The sequence below is a fragment of the Dialister sp. genome, assembly GCF_047832375.1.
Taxonomy (GTDB): Bacteria; Bacillota; Negativicutes; order Veillonellales; family Dialisteraceae; genus Dialister.
Genome location: NZ_CP181256.1, coordinates 360,587 through 374,145 on the forward strand (window position 1 = coordinate 360,587; position 13,559 = coordinate 374,145).

General features: G+C 49.2%; 12 protein-coding genes and 1 riboswitch. Of the genes, 10 read left to right on the top strand and 2 right to left on the bottom strand.

Translation table 11 applies throughout. The features are described from left to right. The first annotated feature begins 56 nt into the window (after nucleotides 1–56). The 6 genes from ACFWUL_RS01455 to ACFWUL_RS01480 all read left to right on the top strand — a co-directional run bounded on the left by ACFWUL_RS01455 (nucleotide 57) and on the right by ACFWUL_RS01480 (nucleotide 4,405). On the top strand, nucleotides 57–455 hold the full coding sequence (locus tag ACFWUL_RS01455; protein WP_296096733.1) for a cobalamin B12-binding domain-containing protein: 399 nt from the start codon (nucleotides 57–59) through the stop codon (nucleotides 453–455). 125 nt (nucleotides 456–580) lie between these two features. Beyond that, nucleotides 581–1,519, top strand: coding sequence for a methylmalonyl Co-A mutase-associated GTPase MeaB (gene meaB, locus ACFWUL_RS01460; RefSeq protein WP_297020392.1), 939 nt, complete (start codon nucleotides 581–583; stop codon nucleotides 1,517–1,519). A 19-nt stretch (nucleotides 1,520–1,538) separates the two neighbouring features. Continuing rightward, a complete protein-coding gene (locus ACFWUL_RS01465) occupies nucleotides 1,539–1,991 on the top strand; it encodes a VOC family protein (protein ID WP_008859878.1) in 453 nt (150 codons plus the stop codon). A gap of 79 nt (nucleotides 1,992–2,070) precedes the next feature. Then, the gene (gene mmdA / locus ACFWUL_RS01470; RefSeq protein ID WP_296096723.1) at nucleotides 2,071–3,600 is read left to right on the top strand and encodes a methylmalonyl-CoA decarboxylase subunit alpha; all 1,530 of its coding nucleotides are present in this window, start codon (nucleotides 2,071–2,073) and stop codon (nucleotides 3,598–3,600) included. A 41-nt stretch (nucleotides 3,601–3,641) separates the two neighbouring features. After that, the gene (locus ACFWUL_RS01475) at nucleotides 3,642–3,956 is read left to right on the top strand and encodes a hypothetical protein (protein WP_297020389.1); all 315 of its coding nucleotides are present in this window, start codon (nucleotides 3,642–3,644) and stop codon (nucleotides 3,954–3,956) included. A 38-nt stretch (nucleotides 3,957–3,994) separates the two neighbouring features. Beyond that, on the top strand, nucleotides 3,995–4,405 hold the full coding sequence (locus ACFWUL_RS01480; RefSeq protein ID WP_416177589.1) for a biotin/lipoyl-containing protein: 411 nt from the start codon (nucleotides 3,995–3,997) through the stop codon (nucleotides 4,403–4,405). Nucleotides 4,406–4,528: 123 nt separating this feature from the next. Here ACFWUL_RS01480 and ACFWUL_RS01485 read toward each other — a convergent pair whose 3' ends face one another. Then, nucleotides 4,529–5,011, bottom strand: coding sequence for a hypothetical protein (locus ACFWUL_RS01485; RefSeq protein WP_416177590.1), 483 nt, complete (start codon nucleotides 5,009–5,011; stop codon nucleotides 4,529–4,531). 199 nt (nucleotides 5,012–5,210) lie between these two features. Beyond that, a riboswitch (cobalamin riboswitch) is annotated at nucleotides 5,211–5,384 on the top strand. A gap of 291 nt (nucleotides 5,385–5,675) precedes the next feature. Here ACFWUL_RS01485 and ACFWUL_RS01490 point away from each other — a divergent pair. The 4 genes from ACFWUL_RS01490 (at nucleotide 5,676) to ACFWUL_RS01505 (ending at nucleotide 12,031) form a co-directional block, all read left to right on the top strand. Further along, nucleotides 5,676–7,955: a methylmalonyl-CoA mutase family protein gene (locus tag ACFWUL_RS01490; RefSeq protein ID WP_416177591.1), complete on the top strand. Its 2,280-nt coding sequence runs from the start codon at nucleotides 5,676–5,678 to the stop codon at nucleotides 7,953–7,955. A 1-nt stretch (nucleotide 7,956) separates the two neighbouring features. Then, a complete protein-coding gene (gene scpA, locus ACFWUL_RS01495) occupies nucleotides 7,957–10,152 on the top strand; it encodes a methylmalonyl-CoA mutase (protein ID WP_416177592.1) in 2,196 nt (731 codons plus the stop codon). Nucleotides 10,153–10,162: 10 nt separating this feature from the next. Continuing rightward, complete coding sequence (gene meaB / locus ACFWUL_RS01500) at nucleotides 10,163–11,338, top strand: methylmalonyl Co-A mutase-associated GTPase MeaB (RefSeq protein ID WP_416177593.1); 1,176 nt, start codon at nucleotides 10,163–10,165, stop codon at nucleotides 11,336–11,338. A 96-nt stretch (nucleotides 11,339–11,434) separates the two neighbouring features. Further along, the gene (locus ACFWUL_RS01505) at nucleotides 11,435–12,031 is read left to right on the top strand and encodes a peptide-methionine (S)-S-oxide reductase (protein ID WP_416177594.1); all 597 of its coding nucleotides are present in this window, start codon (nucleotides 11,435–11,437) and stop codon (nucleotides 12,029–12,031) included. A gap of 95 nt (nucleotides 12,032–12,126) precedes the next feature. On the opposite strand, the gene ACFWUL_RS01510 is transcribed toward ACFWUL_RS01505, so the two are convergent. Then, complete coding sequence (locus ACFWUL_RS01510; RefSeq protein ID WP_416176725.1) at nucleotides 12,127–13,200, bottom strand: IS630 family transposase; 1,074 nt, start codon at nucleotides 13,198–13,200, stop codon at nucleotides 12,127–12,129. Nucleotides 13,201–13,559: the final 359 nt, after the last annotated feature.

Here is a 13,559-nt window from a genome sequence, read left to right on the forward strand (position 1 = left end):
CAGCCTGAAACAAGAGAATAATAATATTACTCAAATATTTCTGGAGGTAATTTACAATGGCAGACAAACGTATCAGAGTACTCGTAGCTAAACCGGGCCTTGATGGACATGATCGTGGTGCAAAGGTTATTGCCCGTGCACTTCGCGATGCAGGCATGGAAGTAATTTACACCGGCCTTCGTCAGACCGTTGAACAGATCGTTGAAGCAGCAGACGCAGAAGACGTTGATGTTGTAGCTCTGTCCCTGCTCTCCGGCGCTCACAACACTCTGTTCCCGGAAGTTGTTGAAGCTCTGAAAGCTAAAGGAATGGGCGACGTTCTCGTAATCGGCGGCGGCGTAATTCCTGAATCCGATATTCCTGGCCTCGAAAAAGCTGGCGTAAAAGCTATCTTCACTCCTGGCACACCAACCAAGAAAGTTATTGACTTCATTAAGGAAAACGTTAAGAAATAATTCGTCCCTGACGATTACCATTGACGTTCATTAGTGTTGTATAATTTAGCTGCAGGGGGCTGGGAGGAGTCCCAGCCCCCTTGCAACTATATTATTTATTTACTCTTCGAAAAGGCGGCTTATCCATGGAATTCTCAATGAAAGATTTTTGGAATGGAAACAGACGTGCCTTAGCGAGAGCAATTACCATCGTTGAAGACGAACGGGATGGATTTGAAGATATCATGAAAGATATCTATCATCATACCGGTCGTGCACAGGTCATCGGTATCACTGGTGCACCTGGTGCGGGTAAGAGCACACTGTCAGATGCCCTGATCAAGAAGTTCCGCTCTCAGGGTAAAACGGTAGGTATTGTAGCAGTCGATCCTACAAGTCCATTCTCCGGCGGCGCCATTCTTGGCGATCGTATCCGTATGAATGATCTGACCTTGGATAAGGGTGTTTATATCCGTAGTATGGGCACGCGCGGCAGCCTTGGGGGACTTTCCCGTAAGACAGCTGATGCGGTAAAACTGATGGATGCTTTCGGTCTCGATGTTGTGTTAATCGAAACAGTAGGCGTAGGACAGTCAGAAGTCGATATCGTCAAAAATGCGGATACAACACTTGTTGTGCTCGTACCTGGACTTGGTGACGATATTCAGGCTATAAAAGCAGGTATCCTTGAAATTGGTGACGTATTCGTCATCAACAAATGTGACCGCGACGGCGCTGATCGTCTGAATGTAGAAATCGAAATGATGCTCGACCTGGGCGAAGCCCAGAACTGGCGTCCTCCGATTGAACGGACGATCGCGAACAAAGACCAGGGTGTAGATGATGTAGTAGCAGCCCTGGGTGATCATCGTAAGTATCTCGAAGAATCCGGACTTCTTGAAGAACGGAGACGCGAACGCGCTAGATCCGAAATGCTTGAGATGATTCACGATCGCATTTCCCGTCATATTGAAGAGAACATCTCCAAGACGGGTGAATTTAGTGACTACGTGGAACAAGTCTTTGAACGGAAAACTGATCCGTACACAGTCGTTGATTCCATTGTGGGCAAAATATTCAAATAATTTTAAAGGAGGAGTTATTATGGCATTCAAAGTTTTAACTGTCGACCATGTTGGTGTAGCTGTTAAAGATCTTGCAAAGATTAAACAGCAGATGAAAGACATTTTCGGACTTGAACCTTCTCTGCCGGATGAAACCGTTGAAGAACAGCATGTAACAACAAGCTTCTTCAAACCGTCCGCTCAGACCGAAGCTTGCGAACTCGAATTCCTGGGTTCTACAACTCCGGACGGCCCGATTGCCCGCTTCATTGAAAAAGCTAACAATGGCAAAAACGGCTTCCAGCATGTAGCACTTCGTGTTGATGACATCGAAGCTGCTCTCGCTGATCTGCAGGCTAAAGAAGTTCCGCTCATCGACAAGAAGTTCCGTGTCGGTGCAGGTGGCTGTCATATCGCATTCTTGCATCCAAAGGCTACTGGCCTTCTGCTTGAACTGACAGAACGCCCCGGCGGCCCATCCTTCAAGAAATAATCTGAACGATGGCATATGACCTGTCTTCGGGCAGGTCATCCCCCCTGTGGGGGACCCTAATATTTTTGGAGGTGTAAGAATGGCAACTGTTGAAGAAAGAATTGAACTTCTCCATAAAAACCTCGCTCATGTAGAGGCTATGGGTGGCGAAAAACGTATTGAAAAACAGCATGCAAAAGGCAAGCTGACTGCTCGTGAAAGACTTGCTCTTCTGTTTGATGAAGGCACTTTCGTAGAAGTCAATGCGCTCGTTAAATCCCGCTGCCACAACTTCGGCCAGGAAAAGAAAGATCTCCCTGGTGAAGGCGTTGTAACAGGCTACGGCACTGTTGATGGAAGACTTGTATTTGCATTCGCTCAGGACTTCACCGTTGAAGGTGGTTCCCTTGGTGAAATGCATGCAGCTAAGATCGTTCACGTAAATGAACTGGCTCTGAAAGTCGGTGCACCTTGCGTAGGCCTGAACGATTCCGGCGGCGCTCGTATTCAGGAAGCTGTCGATGCTCTCTCCGGCTACGGCAAGATTTTCTGGTGCAACACCATTGCTTCCGGCGTAATTCCCCAGATTTCCGCAATCATGGGACCATCCGCAGGCGGCGCAGTTTATTCCCCGGCTCTGACCGACTTCATTTACATGGTTAAGAAAACATCCCAGATGTTCCTGACCGGCCCGGCTGTAGTTAAATCTGTAACCGGTGAAGTTATCACCGCTGAAGCACTCGGTGGCGCAATGACCCACAACCGTACATCCGGTGTAGCTCAGTTCGCTGCTGAAAACGACGAAGACTGCATTAAACAGATTCGTTACCTGCTCTCCTTCCTGCCTTCCAACAACATGGAAGATGCTCCTATCGTTGAAACCGGTGATGATCCCACAAGAACCGATCCGGCTCTCGATAAGATTATGCCTGAAAGCTCCAATGCACCGTACAACATGTACGATGTCATTAAATCCATCGTTGATAACGGTGAATACTACGATGTAGCTAAGGAATTCGCAAAGAATATCATCACCTGCTTCGCTCGTATGGACGGACAGACCATTGGTATCATTGCTAACCAGCCGTCCTTCATGGCAGGCTGCCTTGACTATAACGCTTCCGATAAAGCAGCTCGTTTCATTCGTTTCTGCGACTGCTTCAATATTCCTGTAGTTAACCTCGTCGATGTTCCTGGGTTCCTGCCCGGCAAACAGCAGGAATACGCCGGCGTAATTCGTCACGGCGCTAAGATGCTGTTCGCTTACTGCGAAGCTACTGTTCCGAAGATCACCATGATTCTCCGTAAAGCTTACGGCGGTTCCTACATCGCTATGTGCTCCCGTGAACAGGGCGCTGACCAGGTATTTGCTTGGCCGACCGCTGAAATTGCAGTTATGGGACCTGCAGGCGCTGCAAACATCATCTTCAAGAAGGATCCGAACAAAGAAGAACGCACAAAGGAATATGTGGAAGAATTCGCTACTCCTTACAAAGCTGCAGAACGTGGCTATGTAGATGCAGTTATCGATCCGCACAACACTCGTCCGACAATCATCAATGCACTGAAGATGCTTGCTTCCAAGCACGAAGTACATCCGGCAAAGAAACACGGAAACATTCCGCTCTAATATTTGCCGCTTAAATACTTTAATTGAAAGGATGGGTACAGATGGATAACAGTACAGTTATGTATATCGCGGTATTTGCTGCTGTTGTTGCAGTAATTGCCCTGATCATGATCTGGCAGGTACGTTCATCTCTCAATCAGTCCGCAGCACCGGCACCGGCTGCAGCTCCTAAGAAAGCTGCAGCTCCTAGAGCAGCAGCTCCTAAAGCCGCTGACAATGGTGCAGTTGTAGCAGCAATCGCTGCTGCTATCGTTGCTATGGGTGGCGGCGAAGTCGTCTCCATCCGCCCGGCAGCTAGACCCGGCTGGACAACCGCAGCCCGCATTGCAGGCGTTCAGTCCAACCAGCAGTTCTAATTGAAAGTTGAACTTATCATCATTTAGGAGGAAAGACAATGAGAAAATTTACTGTAACAGTTAACGGCCAGGATTACGATGTTGTAGTTAAAGACGGCGGCGCTGCAGCAGCAGCTCCGGCTCCGGCAGCAGCTCCGAAAGCAGCTCCGGCTCCGGCAGCAGCTCCGGCTCCGGCAGCAGCTCCGGCTCCGGCTCCCGCACCGGCTCCGGCTCCGGCAGCAGCTCCTGCAGGCGCAGGTGAATCTGTTGAAGCTCCAATGCCTGGTAAAGTCATCCGCATTGAAAAACATGTTGGCGACGCTGTAGCAGCAGGCGACGAAGTCCTCGTCCTCGAAGCTATGAAGATGGGCAACCCGATCATGGCTCCTTGCGATGGCAAAGTAACCTCTATGCAGGTTTCTGAAGGCCAGAGCGTACAGGGCGGCGATCCCCTGTTCACAGTTGGCTAATCCTTACAGGATTCCGGCTTGACACTAAAAGGAGTGATGCCTGCGCATCACTCCTTTTTCTTGTCCTACCAGTAAAAAAGCCCACTTTCCATGTTCTGGAAGGTGGTCTTTTTTTTATTATACTTAGAGGTCTGAGTCTTCTTCCCTGCTTCTTGTAATGAGCAGTCTCAGCATGGTAAGGCTTGATTTATCGATCGTGTAGTTTTTATCAAAGGCGGCGGTAATTCCATAATGGAAAAGTACAGGTCTCTCGGACTCTGTAACCGGAGCAGCGGCTACCAGGATATCATCTCTTCCCAGCATGGTAAGATATTGGATGAGTTTCACCAGAAGGCTAGTCCTGCTTTTGGCGGTGGAATAGTAGTAGATAAAATGGACGTCGTTGTCTGCCGCATTCTGCGCCGCATCTTCCGGTGGTTCAGGAGAGCCTACGTCCACATCCCATCCTGCATCGGCAAAGGTGGTTGCCGCTTCCTTTCGCTTTTCGTGTTCCCCATCGTCTTCCATTTCCGGTATGTAAATGCGAGGACGTCGTCCTTCTATTTCTGCAAACTGGCGGCTTAAGGTTACAGATTCTTCTCTGTCCTTTTCCTGCAATTTATCCATGTTTTCCTCCTCTTATATTTATTAACTCTAGCCTTGCCTGATATTAATTATAGCTTTATTATACCAGCGAATATGTGATGAGTCCATTAGAAATTGGAAATAGCAATTAAATGGTAATAGAAAGATAACATCTACATTATTATTAAATAATTGACAGTTAGAGAATAATGAATTATACTGTAACTGTAGTCACTTAGACAATTTCATATTTCTGACAGATGCGTAAGCATAAAAGAGAATCCGGTATAAGCCGGAGCGGTCCCGCCACTGTAAGGGGGAGTTTCTGTTCATATATGTCACTGGGGAAACCTGGGAAGGCGAGCAGGAATGGTGATCCCGAGCCAGGAGAACTATCTGTCAATGAATCACCGTTAAACCTGCGAGCGATGGGGAGGGGATTTGGGATGCAGGATCCCATATTACCGGCTGCCATTTTCAGGTGCCGGCTTTTTTCTTGCAATCATCTTAAATCCTGGAGGAGGTGAATCCCTGTAAGCTGTGAAATTGTCTAAGGAAGCACCAATTTTTGCCATCATGTTCTTTTGCGCTATCGGTGTTCATCATTTTATACCGTGCAAATTTGAAGTTTTAGAACACAGGACTGCGCAGGATTTGATTTCATTGAATTGGCTGCTCCGTCAATATTTCAAAGGAGGATATATTCATGGATGAACAGAAATCCCAGGAACCGGTAAAACAGCTGACTGATAAAGAGCTGGAGGAGATCCTTAAAAAATCAGAAGGGAATACGGATTTTCCCGCTGTTAAATTTGATGAATTTACGCCACCAACATGGGATGAATGGGTGGAGGCCTGCAATGTCCTGCTGAAGGGCAAGCCTTTTGATAAACTCATGTATACCAAGACTTATGAAGGTATCACTTTCGATCCTATTTATACATGGAGAACCGGTCCGGTAGCTATGGACGACAAGCTGCCTACCGATGATTATCCGGGCATGGGAGATTATCTCCGCGGCGCTACGGTGAATGGATATAAGGAAGCTCCTTGGGGAATTGCCCAGGCCTGTGATGAAACTCTTCCTAAAGAAAATAACGAACTTCTTAAACATGAAATCGATAAAGGTTCCACTGTATATAACGTCCGTCTCGACAGTGCTTCCACCGATGGCGTTGATGTAAAGGATGCAGAAAAACCAGGGGACACCGGTGTATCCATTACGACACTGGAAGATATGGCCCAGCTTCTTGATGGCCTTGACCTGGATAAATATCCATTCATGATGTACTGCGGTGCCACATCGGTCCGCATGATTGCGCTGGTAGCTGCTGCGTTAAAAGCTAAGGGAAAAGATACCAGCAAACTCCATGGCGTGATTGGTGCCAACCCCCTGTCCCAGCTGGCAAAGAACGGCACCCTGCCAAAACCTCTTTCTGCCTGCTACGATGACATGGCTGATTCTATCCGTTGGGCAAGGAAAAACGCACCGGGTCTTCGTACCATTATGCCAAGAAGTGAAGTCTTCTCCCGTGGCGGTGCCAATGCGGTACAGGAAGTAGCATATACTTTTGCCATGGCTGTGGAATATATTCGGGAAATGGAAAAAAGAGGAATTTCTATTCACGATATTGCCCAGTCCATCAATTTCGGCTTCAACGTGGGAACTATTTTCTTCATTGAAATTGCGAAACTTCGGGCTGCCCGTGAAGTGTGGGCGAATATCATGAAAGCCTTCGGTGCGGAAGAAGCAGATAGAAGCTGCAAGATCCATTCCCGCCCCGCTTATTTCTACCGCACCATTTTCGATGCCGGTGTTAATATGCTTAGAAATACTACGGCCATGTTCTCCGCTGTAGTAGGCGGTGTAGATACCTACGAAAATGAACCGTACGATGAGACAGTAAGAAAGGGCGATGAATTCTCCCGTCGTATTGCCAGAAATGCGCACATTATTCTCCAGGAAGAATTCGGTATGCTTCGTCCAATCGACCCGTCCGGCGGCTCCTGGGCACTGGAACACCTGACCATTGAAATGGCCCAGAAGATCTGGGCGGAATTCCAGAAGATTGAATCCATGGGAGGCTTTACGGCAGCTCTTAAGGCAGAGTATCCGCAGGAACAGATCCTGGATATCCTCAAACAGCGTTTCAAGGCTCTGGACTTCCGTAAAGACCGTGCTGTAGGCAATAACATGTACCCGAACATGGCGGAAGAACTGATCGAACCGAGGCCGGAAGATACGAAGACCCTGAAAAAGATGCTGTCTGACGGCGTAGAAACTTACCGCAAGGATATTGATAAAGAATATCTGGGCAAGAAGCTGGAAGAACTGGAAGCAGCTCCAGCTGAGGAAAAGCTGGCTAAAGCCATCGAAGCCTTTTCTGCCGGCGCAACCCAGAATGAAGTTTACAAGGCCATCACTCCGGATGGCGAACCGGAAAAGGTCAGAAAGATTACGGAACATCGCTGGACCGAACGGTTTGAACGGCTCCGCTTCGATACAGAAAATTACAAGAAAGAAACCGGTAAAAATGTGGAAGTATTCCTGGCAAATATGGGCCGTATTCCGCAGCATAAAGCAAGAGCCGACTTCTCCACTTCCTTCCTGCAGGTCGGTGAATTCAATGTCCACCTCAACAACGGCTTCCAGGATGATGAAGGAAAACCGGGCTCCCGTTGGGATAAGTGCGTAGAAGCACTGAAGAAAGGCTGCGATGATAAGGGTACCCCCTATGACTGCGCTGTTATCTGCTCCAAGGATGATACCTATCCGGAAGATGTACCGGCACTGGCACCACGGCTGAAAGAAGTGCTTGGCAAAGGGAAAGTATTCCTCGCCGGTGCAGCACCAAAGGATCTGGAACAGAAATACCGGGATGCCGGTGTTGATGATTTCATCAGTGTGAAAGCAAATTGCTATGAGATCATCCGTGAACTTCAGAGAGCCAAAGGCATGAAGATTACGGAAGAGGAGGTAAAATAATATGGCAATGAATCCTGACTTTACAAAACTGAATCTGGAAGACCATCCGAGATGTGACTACAATGTCTGGAAGGACGATCTGGAAAAAACCACGGGCAAGAAATATGATGACCTTTATGACACCACACTGGAACGTATTCCGGTAGCACCGCTCTATACGAAGGATATTTATAAAGAATGCAATCACCTGGATTTCATGAGCGGCATTCCTCCATTCCTTCGCGGACCTTACTCCACCATGTACGTATTCCGTCCATGGACAGTCCGTCAGTATGCAGGGTTCTCCACTGCTGAAGAATCCAATGCATTCTACAAAAGAAACCTGGCAGCCGGACAGAAAGGGTTGTCCATTGCATTCGACCTTCCGACCCACCGCGGCTATGATGCCGATAACCCCCGTGTAGTCGGCGATGTCGGTAAAGCAGGCGTATCTGTATGTTCCATGCTGGACATGAACATCCTTTTTGATGGGATCCCGCTGGACCAGATGTCCGTATCCATGACCATGAACGGCGCCGTACTTCCGATTCTGGCATTCTTCATCTGCGCCGGCATTGAACAGGGCGTAGACAGAAAGATTCTCCAGGGCACCATTCAGAATGATATCCTGAAGGAATTCATGGTCCGTAATACCTACATTTATCCGCCGGCCATGTCCATGCGTATCATCGGTGATATTTTCGAATACACCACCAAGTATATGCCGAAATTCAACTCCATTTCCATTTCCGGCTACCACATCCAGGAATGCGGCGCCACCTGTGACCTGGAACTGGGCTACACCCTGGCCGACGGCATGGAATACATCCGCTGCGGCGAAAAAGCAGGACTTCCGGTAGATGCCTTTGCCAAGCGCCTCTCCTTCTTCTGGGACCAGGGCAAGAACTATTTCATGGAAGTGGCCAAGATGAGGGCTGCCAGAGTGCTGTGGGCGAAGATTCTGAAGGGCTTCGGCGCCAAGAATCCGAAATCCATGGCCCTCCGCACCCATTCCCAGACCTCCGGCTGGTCCCTCACCGAACAGGATCCCTTCAACAACATCACCAGAACCTGCATGGAAGCCATGTCCGCAGCCCTGGGTCACACCCAGTCCCTCCATACCAATGCGCTGGATGAAGCCATCGCCCTGCCAACAGACTTCTCCGCCCGTCTGGCAAGAAATACCCAGCTTTATATCCAGGATGAAACGAAGGTCTGCAAGATTATCGACCCCTGGGGCGGTTCCTACTACCTGGAATACCTGACCAATGAAATGATTAAACGGTCCTGGGCCCATATCCAGGAAGTGGAATCTCTGGGCGGCATGGCCAAGGCCATTGCCACTGGCCTTCCGAAGATGCGCATCGAGGAATGCGCTGCCCGCCGCCAGGCGGACATCGACTCCGGCAGGGAAACCATTGTGGGCCTGAACAAGTACCGCCTGGCCAAGGAAGATCCGCTGAACGTTCTGTCCATTGATAACACCGCTGTACGTAATGCCCAGATCAAGAGACTGGAAAAACTCCGCTCTATCCGGGATCCGGAAAAAGTCCGCCGGGATCTGGAACATATCACCAAGTGCGCAGAGAGCCGTGAAAACGGCAACCTTCTGGACGCTGCTGTCCAGGCTGCCCATGACCGCTGCTCCCTTGGCGAAATCTCCGATGCCGTCGAAAAGGTTTCCGGCCGTTACAATGCCACCATCCACACCGTATCCGGCGTTTATTCCAGTGAATTCCAGGACAACGGCCAGTTTGAAAAGGCTAAAAAGCTGATCGATGAATTTGAACAGCTGGAAGGCCGCCGTCCCCGTATCTTCTTCTGCAAGATGGGCCAGGATGGCCACGATAGAGGCCAGAAAGTACTGGCATCCTCCTTTGCCGATATGGGCTGGGATGTCGATGTGGGCCCGCTCTTCCAGACACCGGAAGAAGCGGCGCAGGATGCCGTAGATAACGATGTTCATATTGTTGGTTTCTCCTCTTTGGCTGCAGGCCATAAGACTCTGCTCCCTGCCCTGGTAGAAGAACTTAAGAAACGGGGCCGCGATGATATCCTTGTCTGCATCGGCGGCGTCATTCCTCCCCAGGATTACCAGTTCCTCTATGATCATGGAGCTACGGCAATCTTTGGGCCGGGCACCAACATCCCGAAGTGCTGCATTGAACTTCTGCAGATTCTTGTAGACCGCGCCAAAGCTGAAGCCAAGGAAGGTTAAAGGTGCGCTTATGCCTGAAAATGATGATGACCTCCGGCCAAGCTGGGTACCTAAAGAAAAGAATCCCGAGTTTGCCTGCTCTGTGATGCGTGGCATTGACAGTGCGGTAAACAGTGTTACTGACACCAAGTACTATCCGAAAGAACCTCTGCGCCGCGTACCTCTTCGTAAGAAACTTTCCGTAGAGGAGTATGTGGAAGGTGTAAAACGGGGAGACCGGATGATTCTTGCCAAAGCCATTACCCTGATCGAGAGCAATGCGCCAAAGGATTTCGATAAGGCCCAGCGTGTATTACAGGCATTACTTCCCAGAACCGGCCATTCCCTCCGTATCGGAATTACCGGTGTCCCAGGGGCTGGTAAAAGTACGTTCATCGAGGCTTTCGGACAGCTCCTCTGCCAGCAGGGCTACAAGGTAGCCGTGCTGGCGGTGGATCCTACCAGTTCCATTACCGGCGGATCCATTCTGGGAGATAAGACCAGGATGCAGAAGCTGTCCCGGGAGCCGAACTGTTTCATCAGACCTTCTCCCTCCGGCGGCACCCTGGGCGGTGTGGCCCGGAAAAGCCGTGAAACCATGATGCTCTGCGAAGCGGCAGGCTGCGACGTCATCCTGGTGGAAACGGTGGGCGTAGGCCAGTCGGAAACCACGGTCCGCTCCATGGTCGATTTCTTCATGCTGGTAGTCCTGACCGGTGCCGGCGATGACCTCCAGGGGATCAAGAAGGGAATCATGGAACTGGCAGACGCCATCGTAGTCAATAAGGCTGACGGTGACAACCTGGAAAGGGCCAAAGTCACCCAGGGCGAATATGAACGGATGGTAGAGTTCATCCGTCCTGCCACGGAAGGATGGAAAACCCATGCCTATCGATGCTCTGCCCTGAAAAAAACGGGGCTCCTCGAGCTCTGGGCGGTGATGCGGGAATTTGAGAAGGTCACGAAGAAATCCGGCGCCTTTGAAAACCGCAGAAAACGGCAGATCATTTCCTGGGTTCATACCATGATTGACGAACATCTCCACAACCTCTTCTATGAAGATCCTGTCATTAAAGGCAGGCTTCCGGAAGTGAAGGCTGCCGTATTGGCGGGAGTTGTATCGCCCAGCCAGGCCGTGGCGGAACTTATCAGGACATTTGATATCGATCGGGCTGCTGCGCGGCAGCGGGAAACGACCGGTAAATAAGTCAATATGCGCAGGAACCGGGGCTGTGGTGAATCTTTTCATCGCAGCTCCTGTTTCTTGTATTCCAAGCGTTTTTATTAGAAAGGAGGAACCGCCATGTACATGAATGGAGCGTTCATGAAAGAACTGTACCTGGCCGGCGGTCCTTATTACGGGTTGCAGGAAGTGTTTTCCCGGGTCAAAGGTGTGGCTCAGGTAACCGCCGGTTTTGCCAACTGCAGCAGTCCGAATCCTTCCAAAGAGGACATTTATAGTGGCAGAGTGGAAGGCCGGGAATGCATCAGAATTGTATACAATCCCAAGAAGATTGATATTGTGAGCCTTCTTGCCCTGTTTTTCACCATCATCAATCCCTATACCGATGGCATCCAGGGGAAGGCTGTGGGACCCCAATACAGAAGCGGTGTCTATTATACTTCCCACGAGGATACTATGCAGATCAGCTACTACCTCCTGTTTCTCCAGAATCGGGGAGTCTCGAGGAAAATGACCGACGCCGCTATCGTGTTCAATGAATTCGAAGGAGAAGGACGGAAACCACCGAAGGTCCGGACGGAAATGAAGGGGCTGGAAAATTTCTATGAAGCACCGGAGGAGGAACAGTATTACCTGCGGAAGCACCCTGATGCCTATACGCCAATCAATATTCCTCTCCTGGAAAAGTTGGGCTCCATCGGACCGATAGTGGAATAGTCCGGGAAGAAAAGGAATATTTCAGTTTGTCGAGCTGATGGGTTTGGCGGTTAGTATGCTTGCGTGTAGAGTCACTCACACGGGGCTGCTAGTGTCTAATTTCGTAAGTTTCCGATTGTATCCCTAAGTTGCGAACCCTTGACCTCACGTTTTTTCCAGCGGAACGGTTCTGCATGCTCATTGTAGGCAGCAATAAACTTTTTAATCGCTGACACAAGATCCGAAACAGAGTCAAAACTTGCCCCTCGGAGCACTTTTCGCGACATAATGTTAAACCATATTTCCACTTCATTCAGCCAGCTTGCTGACGTTGGTGTGTAATGAAAATGGACATTAGGATGCTTTTCCAGCCAGTCGTTTAAGCGCTTGTGCGTGCAGTAATTATCGACAATAATATGATATTGCACTTTGTCTCCACCCGGCTCACTTTTCAATAAGTCATCTAAAAATTCTTCAAAGTCCTCTCTGGTTTTTCTCTTTGTTGTCTTTCCATAAATTTGTCCGGTAGCTACCTCCAGTGCACCGAATAAATTTATTGTTCCATTCCTCCGATATGTGCTTTTCAACCCGCGCACAATTTTCTTGTTATGAGTAAGTACATATCCTTGGGCTCTACTTAAGGCCTGTATCGATGGTTTCTCATCAACGCTGATTACGACAGCATTCTCTGGCGGGTTCAAGTAAAGTCCCACGATATCAGCAGACTTTTTAGTAAACTCCGGATCAGTACTGACACACCAGGAACGCTGCCTTGCCAGCTGTATTCCTTCCTTTCTCATAAGTCGCCAAATGGCAGCCTTTGAGACATTCAGAACTCTTGCCAGTGTAGGACCATCCCAGTGTGCTAGCCCGTCTGGAGGCGCTTCCTTCAGCTTATTTAACACCATTTCGCGGAATTCCGGTCCATATTGAGCAGTACGGCCCCGCCTTTTCTTATCCTGTAGTCCAGGGATGCCCTGTTCAGCGAAACGATTCCGCCAAAGGCTAACGGTATTGGGGCGTTCCCCCAACTTAGCCGCGATATCCTTGATTTGCATTCCATCAAGACATAGAAGAACCATTTTTGCACGTCTTACAATGCGATGCTCTGTTTTTTGAGAGTTTACGATTTTATGCAGTTCTATGCGTTCGCTTTCGGAGCAGCGTATTTGCTTAGCAACTTTTGGCATAACGTTATCCCCCCCTGCAATTTGCATTTATCTGGAATAAGTATACCATTATTTGCTGTGTCCGGCAATACAATCTATTATTTATGAAATTAGACACTAGCTCCTAGCGGCTAGCTGTTAGGAAGGCTGATCCGCCTGCGGCGCTTATTTCCGTCAGTCATTCGTGCCGTAGGCTGTAGAGCCTTCCTAGAAGCTAGCAGCTAGAAGCTAGAAGCCCGCACGAATGACTCTATCCATCAGTACCGCTCCAGCAGCTCGTCAAACCGCAATAGGCACAGTTACATTTCATCTTTTCTAAATCCGTTCTGCGGTATATAATGAATTTCGATAGAGTTCATGATCCGCGGGACGGATTTTTT